Annotated in this window: 15 protein-coding genes; 2 read left to right on the top strand and 13 right to left on the bottom strand. The window is 67.0% G+C overall.

Translation table 11 applies throughout. From position 1 onward, the window contains the following. The 6 genes from AB0K11_RS01725 to AB0K11_RS01700 form a co-directional block, all read right to left on the bottom strand. A complete protein-coding gene (locus AB0K11_RS01725) occupies window positions 1-783 on the bottom strand; it encodes an SDR family oxidoreductase (RefSeq protein ID WP_364971676.1) in 783 nt (260 codons plus the stop codon). A 3-nt stretch (window positions 784-786) separates the two neighbouring features. Beyond that, on the bottom strand, window positions 787-1,863 hold the full coding sequence (locus AB0K11_RS01720; protein ID WP_364971675.1) for a hypothetical protein: 1,077 nt from the start codon (window positions 1,861-1,863) through the stop codon (window positions 787-789). A gap of 114 nt (window positions 1,864-1,977) precedes the next feature. Next, the gene (locus AB0K11_RS01715) at window positions 1,978-2,922 is read right to left on the bottom strand and encodes an alpha/beta hydrolase (RefSeq protein ID WP_364971673.1); all 945 of its coding nucleotides are present in this window, start codon (window positions 2,920-2,922) and stop codon (window positions 1,978-1,980) included. Between the two features lie 4 nt (window positions 2,923-2,926). Continuing rightward, a complete protein-coding gene (locus tag AB0K11_RS01710) occupies window positions 2,927-3,787 on the bottom strand; it encodes an SDR family NAD(P)-dependent oxidoreductase (protein ID WP_364971671.1) in 861 nt (286 codons plus the stop codon). A gap of 5 nt (window positions 3,788-3,792) precedes the next feature. Continuing rightward, on the bottom strand, window positions 3,793-4,272 hold the full coding sequence (locus AB0K11_RS01705; RefSeq protein WP_364971669.1) for a nuclear transport factor 2 family protein: 480 nt from the start codon (window positions 4,270-4,272) through the stop codon (window positions 3,793-3,795). 73 nt (window positions 4,273-4,345) lie between these two features. Continuing rightward, window positions 4,346-5,932, bottom strand: coding sequence for an acyl-CoA synthetase (locus tag AB0K11_RS01700; RefSeq protein WP_364971667.1), 1,587 nt, complete (start codon window positions 5,930-5,932; stop codon window positions 4,346-4,348). A gap of 217 nt (window positions 5,933-6,149) precedes the next feature. On the opposite strand from AB0K11_RS01700, the gene AB0K11_RS01695 reads away from it, so the two are divergent. Together AB0K11_RS01695 and AB0K11_RS01690 are read left to right on the top strand one after the other, a co-directional pair. Beyond that, window positions 6,150-7,991 carry an NAD(P)/FAD-dependent oxidoreductase gene (locus tag AB0K11_RS01695; protein WP_364973620.1) on the top strand — a complete coding sequence of 614 codons (1,842 nt, stop codon included), beginning with the start codon at window positions 6,150-6,152 and terminating at the stop codon, window positions 7,989-7,991. Continuing rightward, the gene (locus AB0K11_RS01690) at window positions 7,969-8,856 is read left to right on the top strand and encodes an SDR family NAD(P)-dependent oxidoreductase (protein ID WP_364971666.1); all 888 of its coding nucleotides are present in this window, start codon (window positions 7,969-7,971) and stop codon (window positions 8,854-8,856) included. The genes AB0K11_RS01695 and AB0K11_RS01690 overlap by 23 nt, the downstream gene beginning before the upstream one ends. Window positions 8,857-8,959: 103 nt before the next feature. Here AB0K11_RS01690 and AB0K11_RS01685 read toward each other — a convergent pair whose 3' ends face one another. From AB0K11_RS01685 to bphC, 7 genes are all read right to left on the bottom strand, one after another. Further along, window positions 8,960-9,394 (bottom strand): nuclear transport factor 2 family protein, encoded by a 435-nt coding sequence (locus AB0K11_RS01685; RefSeq protein WP_364971665.1) that lies wholly within the window; start codon window positions 9,392-9,394, stop codon window positions 8,960-8,962. Then, window positions 9,391-10,029: a Dabb family protein gene (locus AB0K11_RS01680; protein WP_364971664.1), complete on the bottom strand. Its 639-nt coding sequence runs from the start codon at window positions 10,027-10,029 to the stop codon at window positions 9,391-9,393. The genes AB0K11_RS01685 and AB0K11_RS01680 overlap by 4 nt, the downstream gene beginning before the upstream one ends. Further along, a complete protein-coding gene (locus tag AB0K11_RS01675) occupies window positions 10,022-10,369 on the bottom strand; it encodes a hypothetical protein (protein ID WP_364971663.1) in 348 nt (115 codons plus the stop codon). Before AB0K11_RS01675 ends, AB0K11_RS01680 begins: the two co-directional genes overlap by 8 nt. After that, window positions 10,362-11,306, bottom strand: a complete 945-nt coding sequence (locus tag AB0K11_RS01670; RefSeq protein WP_364971662.1) for an alpha/beta hydrolase — start codon at window positions 11,304-11,306, stop codon at window positions 10,362-10,364. The genes AB0K11_RS01675 and AB0K11_RS01670 overlap by 8 nt, the downstream gene beginning before the upstream one ends. Then, on the bottom strand, window positions 11,303-12,154 hold the full coding sequence (locus tag AB0K11_RS01665; protein WP_364971660.1) for an IclR family transcriptional regulator: 852 nt from the start codon (window positions 12,152-12,154) through the stop codon (window positions 11,303-11,305). The genes AB0K11_RS01670 and AB0K11_RS01665 overlap by 4 nt, the downstream gene beginning before the upstream one ends. A 189-nt stretch (window positions 12,155-12,343) precedes the next feature. Next, window positions 12,344-13,810 carry an FAD-dependent oxidoreductase gene (locus tag AB0K11_RS01660; protein WP_364971658.1) on the bottom strand — a complete coding sequence of 489 codons (1,467 nt, stop codon included), beginning with the start codon at window positions 13,808-13,810 and terminating at the stop codon, window positions 12,344-12,346. Beyond that, window positions 13,807-14,715, bottom strand: a complete 909-nt coding sequence (gene bphC, locus AB0K11_RS01655) for a biphenyl-2,3-diol 1,2-dioxygenase (protein ID WP_364971657.1) — start codon at window positions 14,713-14,715, stop codon at window positions 13,807-13,809. The genes AB0K11_RS01660 and bphC overlap by 4 nt, the downstream gene beginning before the upstream one ends. Window positions 14,716-14,717: the final 2 nt, after the last annotated feature.

Raw genomic sequence — 14,717 nt, 5'->3', positions numbered from 1 at the left:
TCAAGCGTGGGCGCCGCCGTCGATGCGGATCTCGGTGCCGGTGATGAACGCTCCGTCTTCAGAGGCCACCATCGCGATGACGGAGGCGACCTTGGCGGGCTCGCCCAGGATGCCGCCGTCGTCCTGCGGCAGGATCGGTGTCTGCTTGGCCCACAGGCCGAGGTCGTAGCCCTCGGGCATCTTGTCCAGGGTGCTCAGCGCCAGCGCCGTGGACACGCCACCGGGCTGGATGTTGACCGCGCGCAGTCCCTGCTTCGCGTATTCGAGTGCGAGGCCGTGCGTGAATGCCAGGATCCCGCCCTTGCTGGCCGCGTAGGCCGCCATGTACGGGTGAGCGAAAGATGCCGAGGTGGACGTGAAGTTCACGACCACGCCTCGGCCGGATTCACACAGCGCCGGTAGTGCCTGGCGGGTCATCAGGAAAGTGCCGGTCAGATTCACCGCCAAGGTGGCGTTCCAGTCGTCGAGCGTGTGCTCGTGGGTGTTGGCGCACCGTTGGATCGCCGCCGCGTTGACGAGGACGTCCAGTCCGCCCAGATCATCGATCGCGAAGCCGACCGAGGAGGTCACTGACTGCTCGTCCGAGATGTCGAGAACCGCAGTGTTCAGCCGTTTGTCGGTGCCGGCGTCTGCGGCGGCCGACACTGTCTGCGCCAAACCGTCTTCCGAGATGTCGAAGGCGACGACGGTTGCACCCTCGTCGAGCAGACGACCGACGGTCGCCTGACCGATGCCCGATCCCGCACCGGTGACGATGACTCGGCGATCGATGAAACGATCCATCGGTCAGGCCATCTGGAACGCCGACAGCGGCGCCTCGTCGGGATAGATCGCCGGTCCACCGAGGTCGTAGGCGGCGTTCAGCGCACCGATGAACTGCGGGTCGTGCAGCGGCTCACCAGGCACGTCCAGTTTGATGCCCTTGCGGCTGAGGTCGTCGACCATCATGCCGATGGCCTGCTCGATGGTCAGGTCGTCGGAGTGGTCCATGTTCTTCTTGAGCTCGTCGAAGTCGGAGAACACCTCGGCCGACCAGTGCACCAGGAAGCGGAGTTCGTCGGTGTGATGGCGGGCGATCACGTCATCGCCGTTCTTCAACAGCCACTGGTCCCGATCTCCCGAGTCGCCGGTGAAGACGGTATCGAACCGGAGACCGGCCGGGACCTGCTGCGCCAATGGGCCGTTGGCTTCGCCGCGGTGCACCATCATCTCGTTCTGCACGACGACGCCACGGTTGAAGACCGGCGGCAGCAGACGCTGCGGGGCCTTGAGTGGACCGTCGGGCCAATAGGTGAAGCCGCTGCGCTCATCGAGTGAGAACCAGGTGATCACCTGGGCCATCTTGATCAGATAGTCCTGGAACAGGCCGGACTTGCCCATCACACTGCAGAGCCACGTCGGTGCGTTCTCGTGGCGCACACCGCGAAAGCTGGGGGAGTCCAGGTGGCCGGGGTCGCGGTTGGCGCATGGGCCGTTGATGTTGAACAGCATCAGCTCGGGCTTGGCGTATTGGGCGTTCCAGTAGCTCTTGGCCTGGTTCAGGAAGGTCTCGTTGTAGAAGCAATCGTGCAGTTCGGGGTAGAGCACCGCACCGTAGTTGGCGAGGTAGCCACGGAAGGTCGGCGTGAGGAAGAGGTCGAGTGACGGTTCGAATCCTTCCGGGAACGCGCCGCTCATAGTGGCCATCAGTTCGTCGGCCGACGCGAAGTGCTGGGCGATGATCAGTTTCCACGGTCCCTGGGTGCGCACCACGTCGAGCAGACGCTCCCGCTGGTCGTCGGTGTAGACCTCGTCGATCTCCCGCGGCGGCGAGGCCGGGCGCAGCACGTCCGACAGCTCCATGCGCCGATCATCAGTCAGCATCGGGTCTCCTCCAGTTCCATCAGGCGCTCGGCAGCACCGTCGTAACGTCAATACTGGGGCGGTAACGGCTTCCGGCGAGCCCACCTGTCCGGTGATCGGGAGGCGAACACCGGCTCAGACCGACAGGGGGTGAGCAAACTTGGCGCGAATCAAAGCTCCGGTCTCGGCGATCGCGAGCCGGCCTCTGGCGGTGGCGTCCGAACGCATCAGGAACCCGTGGTAGACGCCTGGATAACGGGTCAGGGTGGTTTGCACACCTGCATCTCGCAGCCTCATTGCATAGCGCTCCCCCCAATCACGAATCGGATCGCAGGCCGCGGTCACCACGATTGCCGGCGGAAGTTCCGCGAGATCGGTTGCCAGTGCCGGGAACCGGTAAGGGCCAGGCGGCGTGATCACGCCACGGTCCGCCAGTTCGTGCATGTAGTCGATGTCGTCGCGGCTGAGCATCGGTGCGTCGGGCATGCTCACGATGGACGAACACGTCATGTCGCGATCGAGACCCGGATAGAGCAGCACCTGAGCGCAGATCGGGGGTTCGCCACGGTCCCTGGCGGCCAGCGCGACAGCCGCGGCCAGCGACCCGCCGGCGCTGTCTCCTACGACAGCGAGGCGGCGCGCGTCCACGTCGAGCGCATCGGCATGGGTGTTGACCCACGCGGTGGCGGCGTAGGCGTCGTCGAACTGGGCGGGCGGTCGCGCCTCGGGTGCGAGGCGGTAGCCCACGGACACCACCGTCGCCCCACTGGCCGCGGCCAAGGCCCGAGCGAGAGGTTCGAAGGAGTTGTTGGAGCCGAGCACCATGCCGCCGCCGTGAAAGTAAACGAGCACGGGAGCCCGATGCTGCTGGGTCGGCCGGTAGATCCGCAGCGGAATCGGTCCGGCCTGTCCGGGCGCCAGGAGATCATGAACGTCGGCCATCTCCGGCATGAGTTCGGGCAACGGCGCCGCCTCGACGGATCGGCGGACCTCGGCCAGGCCACGCTGCCGCATCGGAGGAATCACCCCGAACGCCTCGACGCGCGCGGCGGCATCGGGGTCCAAGGCGTACCCGGACATCCCGTCAGTGCTTCGCGGAATCGAAGCGCTGCTTGGTCTTCAGTGCTGGTGCGCGCTGCGAACGGAGTACGTCGGCACGCTCGGCCATCGCCGACCCGACGTACTCGGGCTGGGTGAGCAGATAAAAGCGCCCCTCGGCGGATTGCTCGAAGATCACCTCGGCCGCCGCGACCGGATCCATCGCCTCGGCTTTGATGTCGAGCATGGCGCTGCGTTGCGCTTCAGCAGCCTCGATGTCCCCGTCGGAGACGCCGCCCGCGGACTCGAAGATGTTCGACACCACCGCACCCGGCAACACCGCCTGCACGTGGATGTGGTCATGCCCCGCCAGTTGTGTCTCCAACTTGAGGCATTCGGTGAGGGCCAGCACCGCGTGCTTGCTCATGATGTAGGGCGCCTGAAGCGGCACCACCGCGACACCGCCGATCGAGGACAGGTTCCATACCCACGCCGGCGATCCGGCCGCGATCATGTGCGGCAGGAACGCACGTATGCCGTTGAATACGCCTGAGATGTTGATGTCGACCAGCCGCTGCCAATTGGCGACCGGAATGTCCCACAGGAAGCCGAACTGTTCGACACCGGCGTTGTTGATGAGTAGACGGACCGGCCCGGCGTCGCGGTAGGTCCGGGCGGCGAGTTCCTGCACCGCATCGAAATCAGTCACGTCACAGACCGCATCGATCGCACGAACGCCCTGTGCGGTCAGTTCGTCGCGCAGCGCGGCGATGGCGTCGCCGTCGATGTCGGCCAGCATCACCGTCATGCCGAGCTCGGCAGCGTGACGGGCGAGCCCGGCGCCGATGCCGGCACCGGCGCCGGTGATGACGGCGACACCGCCGGAGAAGGTCTCGCGGGCGTCCACGCCGCTCAGGCGCCCGCACTGGCGTCGGCGGACATCTCCGATAGCAGCACCGAATTCGTGGTGTCGAGGACCATTTCCATCTCGGTGAACTCGAGCCCGCGCGCGCCGCGGCGCACCGCGACGTTGGCGACGCCGCTGGACACCGCGAACGGCACGAAATTCGTGACCTGGTTGACGAAGATGTAGAAGCGGGCACGGACGGTGCCGTCGTGGGTGCCCGTGCGGTGGATGTTGGTGGCGTGGTGGCGCAGCGGGTAGGGACTCTGGCGGCGATGGTCGGTGAGCCACTCCATCACCGCGTCGCGGCCGTGCAGCTCGGGCGACATCAGCTCCTCGAACGGGCTGGCGCCGGAGTCGCTGCGGGTGATGAAGCGGATGTCCTCGGCTTTCGCCGCCGCCATGTCGTCGTACAGCGCTTCGTCGTAGGCGTACCAATAGCCGGAGACGAAGTCCTGGAGTTCAGCCAGGGTGATGTCGTTGCTCATGCCGGTCAGTCAAGCCCCTTCGAGGATTCGGAAACAGAGGCGTGACCGGTGAGCGGAACACCATCGGCCCCTCTCAGTGACTGTGCTCGAGGCTGAACCGCTGGCGCAGATCGCGCTTGAGCAGCTTGCCGCTGGGGTTCTTCGGCAGTGCCTCGACGAAGAACACCTGCTTGGGAGCCTTGAACCCGGCCAGGTGCGCTCGGCAGTGCGCGATCACGTCGTCCTCGGTGATGTCGGCTCCCTCGCGCAGCACCACCGCGGCGACAACGGCTTCCACCCATACCGGGTGAGCCAACCCGAAGACCGCGACTTCTTGTATCCCGTTGTGGCGATAGAGGACTTCCTCGACCTCACGACTGGCCACATTCTCCCCGCCCGTCTTGATCATGTCCTTCTTGCGGTCGACGACGTGGAGCAGCCCGTGCTCGTCGTAGTAGCCGAGATCGCCGGAGTGGAACCAGCCGGCACGGAACGCTTCCGCAGTCTTGGCCGGGTCGTCGAGATAGCCGAGCATGAGATGGGGGCTGCGGTGGGCGATCTCGCCGATGACGCCGGTGGGCACCGGCGAGTCAGCGGTGTCGAGGATGGTGGTCTCCACGTTGAGCACCGGGCGCCCGGCGGAGCCGGCGTGCGCGTCCTGCTCGTCGGGGCCGAGCGCCGAGGCCAGCGGCGCCATCTCGGTCTGTCCGTAGAAGTTCCAAAGCCGCAATTCGGGAAGGCGTTCCCGCATCTCGGCGAGGATCTCCGTCGGCATCGCCGACGCACCGTAGTAGCCTTTGCGCAGACTGGACAGGTCGACCTGATCGAAGACCGGACAGCGCAGCAGGCTGATCCACACCGTCGGCGGCGCGAAGTAGTTCGTCACCCGGTACCGCTCGATGGTGCGCAGAACCGTCTCGGGATCAGGGAGTGCAAGGATGATGCTGGTGGCTCCCAGGTAGATGTCGGTCGCCAGGAAGTTGTCCAACTGCGCGCAGTGGTACAGCGGCAGGGAGTGGATCTCGACGTCGCCACCGGACATGCCTCCGGCCAGAATCGTGCTGACGTACTGCCACATCAAGCTGCGGCTGGTGTGCATCACCGCCTTGGGTCGCGATTCGGTGCCGCTGGTGTACATCAGGCGCAGCACCTGCTCGTCGTCGATATGTGGGCGCGGGGACGGGCTGTCGGTGTCGAGCCACGTGGCGAAGTCCTGCCATCCGGGCGGCGGGGTGGCCCCGTCGGGGGTCAGCGACACCGTGGTGGTGACCGCGCCGCCGCGAAGCATGGCTTCCTCGGCGGTGGGCGTCAGCTCGGCTTCGACGATGAAGCCGGTGACCCGGCTGTGGCCGAGCAGATAGGCGATCTCCTCGGCGGTGAGCATGAAGTTCACCGGCACCAGCACCACGCCTGCCCGCGCGGTTGCGAACGTCAGCACGGCGTACTGCCAGCAGTTGTGGGACAGCAGCGCAATCCGGTCACCGACATCGAAGCCGTTGTCGCGCAGCGCTGCTGCGGTGCGGTCGACAAGCCGATCGAACTCTGCGAACGTCAGTATGACCTCGCCGTCGATGATCGCGGTCTTGTCGGGTTGCCGGCGGGCCGACCGCCGCGGGATGTCACCGAGTGCGTGGCTGCGAGCCCGTGCGACCAGGCTGTCGGTGTCGGGGTCGCCTTGCATGAGGGCAGCCAAACACGAACCACCCCTGCTCACCGATCGCTGTCCCGCTCAGTAGGCACAGCCGGTGCCGTCACCGGTCAGCGGTTCGATACTCGATGACGTGACGATTGACGCCGCAACCCCGACGACGCACGACGCATCCCAGGTCGACCTCGAGGCGCTGAGGACCCACCTGCGGCAGGCGGATCCGGGCGTACTGGTGGCGGTGCTGGCACAGATGACCGATGACGCGTCGGTGCTCGACCGATTCGCGCCGATGATCTCGCACGAACCCGACCCTCCGGAGAAGAGGGGTGTCACCGACTCCGACACCATGGAGGCGATCGTGGCGGCACTGGTGAGCGCCCTCGAAGCTCAAGCGGCACCGGTGCCCGTCGATGAGGTGCTCTTCAGCCGCCTGCTCCCGCTCGCCCTCGGTTCCGACGTCGACGACGAGTTCGTCCCACTTCTGCTCGAGCAGGGCGGCTTTCAGCTGTCGCAACCTGCACTCCCGCGTGATGTGCCGATTCCAGCCACCACGACGGTCGCGATCATCGGCGCCGGTATCGCCGGCATCGTGAATGCACTGGCCGCCGCGGATGCGGGCGTGACCTACGAGATCTACGACCGCAACCACGAGGTCGGCGGTACCTGGTTGACGACGACCTATCCGGGCATCGGGGTGGACACCCCGTCGGTGTACTACTCGTTGTCACGCGAGGTCAACCCGGATTGGTCGAACTACTACCCGCAAGGCGCGGAATACCAGGCCTATCTCGTGTCACTCGCCGATAGGTACGGGCTTCGTGAGCACACGCGGTTCGGTACCGAAGTCGAGGCGCTGTGGTGGGACGAGGACCGCCGGCAGTGGCAGATCCACTCGGTGACTCGCGAGGGTCACCGCGAGGTGAGTCACGCCCGGGTGGTGATCACCGCCGCGGGCTACCTGAATCGTCCTCGCTGGCCGGACCTTCCCGGCCGCGAGAGCTTCGCCGGTGTCAGCGTGCACTCCGCGCGGTGGGATTCGACCTTGGACCTGACCGGCAAGCGGGTGGCGATCATCGGCGCCGGTTGCACAGCGGTGCAGATCGTCGATGCCTGTGTCGATCAGGTCGACCATCTGACAGTGTTCCAACGGCAGCCGCACTGGGTGGCACCGCGCAAACGGCTTTCCGACGACGTCCCGGACTTCCGCCGCTTTCTCGGACGACACTTGCCGTACTACGCCAATTGGCATCGGCTGAAGTCGTACTGGGGTACCGCGGACAACAATTATCCCGTGATCCTGCGAGACCCGGAGTGGGCCGCCGAGCATCTGTCGATCTCTCCGGCGAACGACGTGCTGTTGCAGATGTGCACGGAGTACATCGACCGGATGTTCGGCGAGGGAACAGAACTGGCGAGGAAGGTCACGCCGGATTTCGCACCGTACGGCAAGCGCATCATCCGCGATCCCGGCGGCTACTACGCCGCGCTGACCCGCGATCACGTCGACGTGGAGGCCAGTGAGCCCGCAGCGGTAAACGCAGAAGGAATCGTCACGCAGGACGGTCGACAGATCGACCTCGATGTGATCATCTACGCCACGGGCTATCACCTCGACTTCCTGTCGACGGTGGACATCCGGGGACGCGACGGGCGCACACTGCGTGAAGAGTGGGGCGACAGCCCCCGTGCGTACCGCGGCGGCACCGTGCCTGGCTTCCCGAACCTGTTCATCACCTCGGCGCCCAACTACAGCCCGGGCCATGGTGCCGGCGCCAACTTCTCGATGGAGGTGCTCGCGCACTACATCGTGGAGTGCCTGCAATTGATGGCCTCGCGCGGCGTGACGACGATGGAAGTGACGCAGCAGGCCTACGACGACTACGTGGCGCAGATCGACGACGCCATGTCGCGCACAGTGTGGTGCCACACTCCCAATGCGCACACCTACTACCGGTCGGGCTCGGGACGGGTGGTGGTGGCCACCCCGTGGCGTCTGGTCGACGTCTGGCATCAGCACCGGGCGCCGATCGAGGAGCATTTCGTATTGGACGGCCGACAAGGAGCACCCGGTGGCGGATCTGCTGCGGGGTAAGACCGCACTGGTCACCGGAAGCAGCCGGGGGATCGGACGGGCGATCGCCCAGCGTCTGGCCGCCGAGGGCGCCAGCGTGGTGGTGACTGCGCGGTCCCACACGCCGTCGCCCTCGGTGCGCGCGGGAGGGGCGACGGCGCTGCCGGGGACGATCGGCGAGACGATTGCACTCATCGAGGCGGCAGGTGGCACGGCCATCGGCTTGGCGGCCGACCTCGAAGACGCCGTGCAACGAGAAGCACTGATACCGAACGTCATCGAACACACCGGCCGACTCGACATCCTGGTCAACAACGCCGGCTATGCCGACTACTCGGTGATCGAGAACATGGCGATGGACACCTTCGACCGCACCGTCGAGCACTACCTGCGCACCCCGTTCGTGTTGTCACAGCAGGCGATTCCGCACATGCGCAGCCGCGGTGGCGGGTGGATCGTCAACATCGGCTCGGTCACCGGCATGGCGCCCGTGCGCCCGTTCCGCGACTACAACAAGAGTTCCGGAGACGTGGTGTACGCCTCGCTGAAAGCGGCACTGCACCGCTTCGCCCAGGGCCTGGCGGCCGAGTTGGTCGACGACAACATCGCCGTCAACTGCGTCGGCCCGTCGACCGCGGTGCGCACGCCGGGCGCCTCGGACCTGATCCCCGACACCTTCCCGACCGAGCCCGTCGAGTACCTCGCCGAAACGGTGTTGGCCATGAGCCACCTGCCTGCCGCCGAACGGACCGGACTGGTCGCGTTCAGCCTGCACTACCCGTGGTCACAGAACTTGCCGGTGCATACGCTCGATGGGGCGGGCCTCCTGCCGCCGCTGCAGCCACCGGCGACGGCCAATCCGAACATCCTCCCGGCCGGAGTCTGATTGCGAAGGCGCCGCACATAGCTGACCACCGGCGCGCCGGAAACCGGACGAGGCCAGTCGTCGGCGCGGAAGTGCGCGTCGGTGTGCCCATCGACCGCCGGCGTCACGTACCGAACACGGCGTCGAGCGATCCGACGTACGACCGGTTCCTCTTCACTCTCTCGGTGATCTGCCAGCGACCTCCGCGTCTCACCCATGTGTCGCGATAGTCACCCATCGTGTAGAACCGCTGCGTCAGGTCCTTCGAGAGATGAACATCATGGACGTATGCCCGCGACACCGCGTTGTCACCGTCGAGGTCCACGACGACGTTGCCGAGCATGTGCTGAGTGGGTCCGCACGAGTCCAAGAAGTTGCGAATCACCTCGATGATGGCTGTGGCACTGCCGAGCCGGCCGGTGCCGAGATCACCGTTGGCGTCCTCGGCGAAGATCTCGGTCAGGGTGGACCAGTCGTGGTCGTCCATCGCGCGCGCTGCCGTGTACAGCGCGCGCACGATCTCGCGTTCGTCCAGCAGGGACTTGATATCTTCGGTCACTCGGCGATCCTGCCCGTCAACTCGACAATCTGGCAGAAGCTGTGGCAGACACGTTCCCGGACAATCACTTCCGGGCACTCCGGGTCGAACCAGCGATCGACACGTGCCCAGTGGACGGGGTGCATCAGGTAGGGGCCCATCAGGCCGTCGAGGTCGGTGAATTCCTGCTCGAACACGTGCGTCCACGGTGAGGCACCGACGGCCTCCTCGACGCGGCTGAGTTGCCACGAATGAATGGTGCGGACATAGCGGGGGAGCAGGCGTAGGTCGTCTTCGAACCGCTGGACGGCCATGTCGTCGGTGTCAGGGCGCACCCGCAGCAGCAGCGTGCGGTACACGGTGCCGGATCCGTCGGCCGCTGCGACGGGGACGCCGTCGTAAGTGGCGCCGTTGTAATGCCGTACCGCCGGGTCGCCGAGCAGTACGTCGATCGCGGCGATTCCCTCCGCGCGGGCGTCGGAACCGGGGAATCTGAGGTGGACGAGAATGTCTCCGCCGTTCCGCACACCCGGCAGCGTCGGCTGCACGAGTGCCCGTTGGGCGCCGATTCCGCGGGCGCAGCCGCGCAGTTGGTCGAGCAACCGGTCCCGCTGCGTTTCGTCGGCTGTCTCGACCAGCCGGATGACGCTAGACATCGCAGAGGGCGTCCACGTCAGCGGCGGCGGCGGCCACGCTGCGGCTGCGCTCGAGAATCAGATCGCCGATCCTCTCCCACCATTCACCGATCGCCGGATCCGGGCGGCCCTGCCACGTCATCTCCCACCACGCCTGCGCGCTGGGCAGTGACCACGTCGCGGTGACCGTATTCGGATGGTCCTCGAACCAGATGGGGGGACTGACCAACACATGCTCCAGCGTCATACCGCGGCTGCGGGCACCCGGTGCATATCCGGCGAGGTAGGCGTCGACGAAGCGCCGTGCGCACCCCGGCCGGGTGACCACGCGGTCGACGACGTACACCGCACCGTCACCCACGCGCCGCTACTCCGGCCATGAGACTCGCTGCCTGCTCGCACAATCGAGCCCGCGCCGTCTGAGCGATCGTGAACCTGGGCATTGTCATGAACCCGTGAATGCCGCCTTCGAACGTCTCCACCACGGTCGGCACTCCGGCCGCGTTGAGCGCTGCGCCGTAGGCCAGACCCTCGTCGCGCAGCGGATCGTGTCCCGCGATCACGACCACCGCCGGCGGCAGCCCGTGCAGATCGGCGTGCAACGGGGAGGCGTAGGGGTCGGTGCGGTCCGCCTCGTCGGGCACGTACTGGTCCCAGTACCAGCGCAGCGCGGACTCGGGATTGTAGAAGCCGCTCCCGTAGCGCTGGTAGGACTCCGTAGTGAAGTCGGGCGTGATCATCGGATAGATCAGCAGCTGGGCGCAGAGTGCAGGTCCCCCGCGGTCGCGAGACATCAGGGCGGTCACCGTGGCGAGGTTGCCGCCGGCGCTGTCGCCGCCCACCGCGATGCGGCCGGTATCGACGCCGAGTTCGATGCAGTTGTCGGTGATCCACCGGGTGACGGCGTAGACGTCGTCCACCGCCGCCGGCCACGGATGCTCGGGTGCGAGGCGGTAGTCGACCGACACCACCACCGCGCCGAGTCGGTTGGCCAGGTCGCGGCACAGCCCGTCGTGGCTGTCGAGGTCGCAGAACACGAATCCGCCACCATGGGCGTAGACGAGGCCCGGTAGCAATCCGGCCGCGGCTTCGGCCGGGTGGTAAATCCGAACCGGGATGCTGCCACCCGGACCGTCGACGATCCGATCCGTGGCACTGCCGACCGGTTCCGGTTGGGCCGGTGCGACGAAACGCGATCGGATGATGGCGCGCGCCTGTTCACCGGTCATCGTCTCGACGGCCGGGAATCCGCTGTCGAGAGTGTCGATGATCTCGGCGATTTGCGGGTCGAGCGTCATGCGAGCTGCAGGGCGGCCGACTCGTGCAGCGGACGGTGCGCAGGCCCGCCGCGCAGCGGGCGCACCTGCTGCAGCGTGGGAGCGACGCGCTGCGGCCCGCCTTCCACGTTGCGCCAGATGCCCATGGCGGTCATCCGTACCGGTGCGGCCAGGCGCTGGTCGAAGGCCATCCGGCTCATCGGCCCGCACACCGACAGAGCGGCGACGGCGTCACCGGGGGCCCCGATCGGCGCTGCGACGCAGCCGAATCCGCTCAGCGCCTCTTCGCGGTCGAAGGCGACCCCGTGTGCCCGGACCTTGGCCAGATCGCCGGCGAGTTGGGCGGCGCTTCCGATGGAGTACCGGGTGCGCCGATTCGACAGGTCGACCTCGTCGCTTGCGTCGGCGTTGTACGCCAGCATCGCCTTGCCGATCGCGGTGCAGTGCGCCGCCTGGCGGCCGCCGACACGGCTGGGTAGTGCGGCGGCCATGCGGTCGCCGATCTTGTCGAGGTACACCACGTCGGCGCCGTCCAACACCGCCAGGTGCACGACCAGGCCGGTGGCGCGGTGCAGGTCGTGCAGCAGGGGGGCGGCGGCGCGGTGCAGCCGGTCCTGGTGAACGGCCAGCGAGCCGAGTTCGACCAGCCGCATTCCGAGTTCGTAGTCACGACCGCTGCGGCGCAGCCACCGCAGCTGTACGAGGCGCTCGAGCATGCGGTGCGCCGACGATCGGGGCAACCCGGTGCGACGGACGATCTGAGCCAGCGTCAGTCTGCCCGGGCCGTCGAACGCGTCGAGCACCAGCGACACCCGATCGATGACCGCGCTGGGCGTGGTGGATTCCTGGGTGACGGGGGCTGCAGTCATGACATCTCCTCGCTGAATGTGCAGAGCACATATGCCTAATAGGAATATGCCTGTTTGTACCACATCAGAGTGGGCCGTGTCACACAAAGAGTGTCGATATGAGAGAGGCCATCAGGAGGCAGCGCCGGTCAACCGGTCGTCTGCCCCGCTCACGAGGACGACGCCACGTTGATTCCGGCTGGGTCGCGGTCAGCCCTTGGCGGCGCGGCGGCCGGCGCGTCGCCCGTAGAAGCTTCCGTCGCCCAACGAGATGCCGCTGGCGTAGCCCCAGGCAGCGAGGCCCGCGGTGGAGCGCCCGGCGGCGAACAGCCCGGGGATGGGCTCTCCGCTGACGTGCAGCACCTCGCCGTCAAGGGAGGTCTGCAGGCCGCCCAGGGTGAATCCTCCGGTGATCTCCCGCAGATCGATCGCCCCGACCGGCGAGCCGACCGGGCGCAGCCACAGCGGCTTCTTGTGCAGCAGCGGATCCTCACCGCGCGCTGCCCCGTGGTTGTAGGCGGCGATCGTGGCCTGAAGTGATCCGGGCGCCAACCCGATCTCGGCTTCGAGTTCGGCAACGGTCTCGCACACCCACGTCGGCGGACGCATCATCAACTGTGGGGACAGCGATGCCATCGCCTCTTCCTGGGCGTCGCCGTCGATGATCAGGTACGCGGTGTTGTTCTGGTGGTACAGCGTCAGTTGGCCCACCCGGCCCGGGTAGGTGTCCTCGGCGACGTAACGCTGGCCGCGTTCATTGACGAGGACACCGCGGACCAACTGCTGCGGGTCGATGAAGATCGCGACCTCGGTTGCGTCCATGTGGGCGAGGTCGGCGCCGAGCGCCTGGGCCATCCGGATCGCCTGACCGTCGTGCTGTTCGATCGACGCCGCCGGACGTCCGGCAATACGCGGGGCGTACTGCGCCACCATCGCGTCGTTGTAGGCGAAGCTGCCAGTGGCCAGCACCACGCCACGACGCGCGCGGATCGTCACCTCGGTGCCGTACTGCCGGGCGCGGATGCCAGCAACCCGGCCGTCGGCTTCCACCACCAGGGTTTGCACCCGCACGTCGTAGAGCGCCCTGGCCCCGGCCGCGGTGGCGGTCTCGACCAGCGGCTTCATCAGCATGTAGCCGGCGCTGGCCTCGCCCTGCTTCTTGTCCGACATCTGCGGGACGTGTCCGCGGGGTGCCGGCGTGGCGATGGTGTTGAACGGGTAGGAGTTCTCCCCGCCGCTGTACATCAGACCCTGGTCGCCCATCGGCTCCCAGCCCGGCTCACCGAAGAACTCGGCCTTGAACGGCACGCCGCTTTCGACGAGCCAGTCGAAGTGGGCGACACTGCTTTCGCAGTAGTCGGCGATGCGGCGGCCGTCGGCGCCGGGACCCATCGCCGCGTTCAGGAACGCCGCCATGTTCTCGACGGAATCAGCGAAGCCGCAGGCCTTTTGCAGCGCCGTCCCGCCGCCGAGGTAGATGAAGCCGCCGGCCATGGCAGCCGCCCCGCCCCAGGAGCCGGTCCGTTCGAGCACGAGCACGTCGGCGCCCGCTCGGGCGGCCTCAACCGCTGCGGCGGCGCCGGCGATGCCGTAACCGGCGATCACCACGTCCGCCTCATGATCCCAGTGGCTGATCGTGGACGCCGAGACCGGGCTGACGTCGGCGTCGGGTCTCACGGCTGCATCGCTGCAGGCAGGTCGCTCACCCACTGGTGACCCCAGTAGCTGTCGGCGGTGATTTCCTCTGCGGTGTAGTAAGTTTCGTCAACGCGCATCCCGTCGGTGCCGAATTCGATGTCCCAGTCGCCCGGTGCCCGGACATAGAAGGAGACCATCTTGTCGTTGGTGTGCCGACCGAGCGTCGACGACAGCTGGTACCCGTCGGCGCCGACGCGATCCAGCGCCTGCCCGACCGTGTCGAGGCTGTCGACCTCGACCATGAGATGGACCAGACCGGGATCGCGCACGGTTGTCGCCGGACAGATCGCCAGGCTGTGGTGGCGCTCGTTGATGCCGAGGAAGCGCACACGCACCGGCCCGTACTCCGGTGGCACCGGCACCCGGAACGCGCCGCGGGAACGGAATCCGAGTACACCGGTGTAGAAGTCGAACAGGCCGTCGGCGTCCAGCGCGGGCATGACCACGTGCCCCAGCCCCTGTGCTCCGGTGACGAACCGTGCCCCGAACGGCGTGATCACCGGACTGTGGTCGAGGACCGGTCCGTGGAAGACCTCGATCGCGGTGCCGGCCGGGTCGTCGAAGGCGATGACCTCTTCGACACGGCGTGCGTCGGCCTCTTCCAGCGACAACTGCTTGAAGGGCACGCCCGCGCCGTCGAGGGCGGCTTTGACGTCCTCCAGGCCGGCACGGTCGCGCACCTCCCAGCCGACGGTCATTATGCGGTCGGCGTCTCCCGGGGTGACGATGATGCGCGCTGCCCGCTCGTCCATCCGCAGATACAGCGCCGACTCGTTGGATCCGCGTCCTTCTGCGAAACCCAGCACCTGAAAGGCGAAGTGGCGCCAGCGATCGACGTCGGCGGTTTGAACGGTGACGTATCCGAGGCTCTTGAGTGCTGTCATGT

The sequence above is a fragment of the Mycobacterium sp. NPDC050551 genome (assembly GCF_040674075.1).
GTDB lineage: Bacteria > Actinomycetota > Actinomycetes > Mycobacteriales > Mycobacteriaceae > Mycobacterium.
The sequence above is the reverse complement of the archived record's forward strand: the minus strand, read 5'-3'. Positions and strand labels throughout refer to the sequence as shown.

Excerpts from the sequence above, each read along its gene's own strand:
- AB0K11_RS01725 (WP_364971676.1), bottom strand. The coding sequence starts at position 783 with ATGGATCGTTTCATCGATCGCCGAGTCATCGTCACCGGTGCGGGATCG.
- AB0K11_RS01665 (WP_364971660.1), bottom strand. The coding sequence starts at position 12,154 with ATGACTGCAGCCCCCGTCACCCAGGAATCCACCACGCCCAGCGCGGTC.
- AB0K11_RS01705 (WP_364971669.1), bottom strand. The coding sequence starts at position 4,272 with ATGAGCAACGACATCACCCTGGCTGAACTCCAGGACTTCGTCTCCGGC.
- AB0K11_RS01695 (WP_364973620.1), top strand. The coding sequence starts at position 6,150 with ATGACCGATGACGCGTCGGTGCTCGACCGATTCGCGCCGATGATCTCG.
- AB0K11_RS01715 (WP_364971673.1), bottom strand. The coding sequence starts at position 2,922 with ATGTCCGGGTACGCCTTGGACCCCGATGCCGCCGCGCGCGTCGAGGCG.
- AB0K11_RS01720 (WP_364971675.1), bottom strand. The coding sequence starts at position 1,863 with ATGCTGACTGATGATCGGCGCATGGAGCTGTCGGACGTGCTGCGCCCG.
- AB0K11_RS01680 (WP_364971664.1), bottom strand. The coding sequence starts at position 10,029 with ATGTCTAGCGTCATCCGGCTGGTCGAGACAGCCGACGAAACGCAGCGG.
- bphC (WP_364971657.1), bottom strand. The coding sequence starts at position 14,715 with ATGACAGCACTCAAGAGCCTCGGATACGTCACCGTTCAAACCGCCGAC.
- AB0K11_RS01670 (WP_364971662.1), bottom strand. The coding sequence starts at position 11,306 with ATGACGCTCGACCCGCAAATCGCCGAGATCATCGACACTCTCGACAGC.
- AB0K11_RS01700 (WP_364971667.1), bottom strand. The coding sequence starts at position 5,932 with ATGCAAGGCGACCCCGACACCGACAGCCTGGTCGCACGGGCTCGCAGC.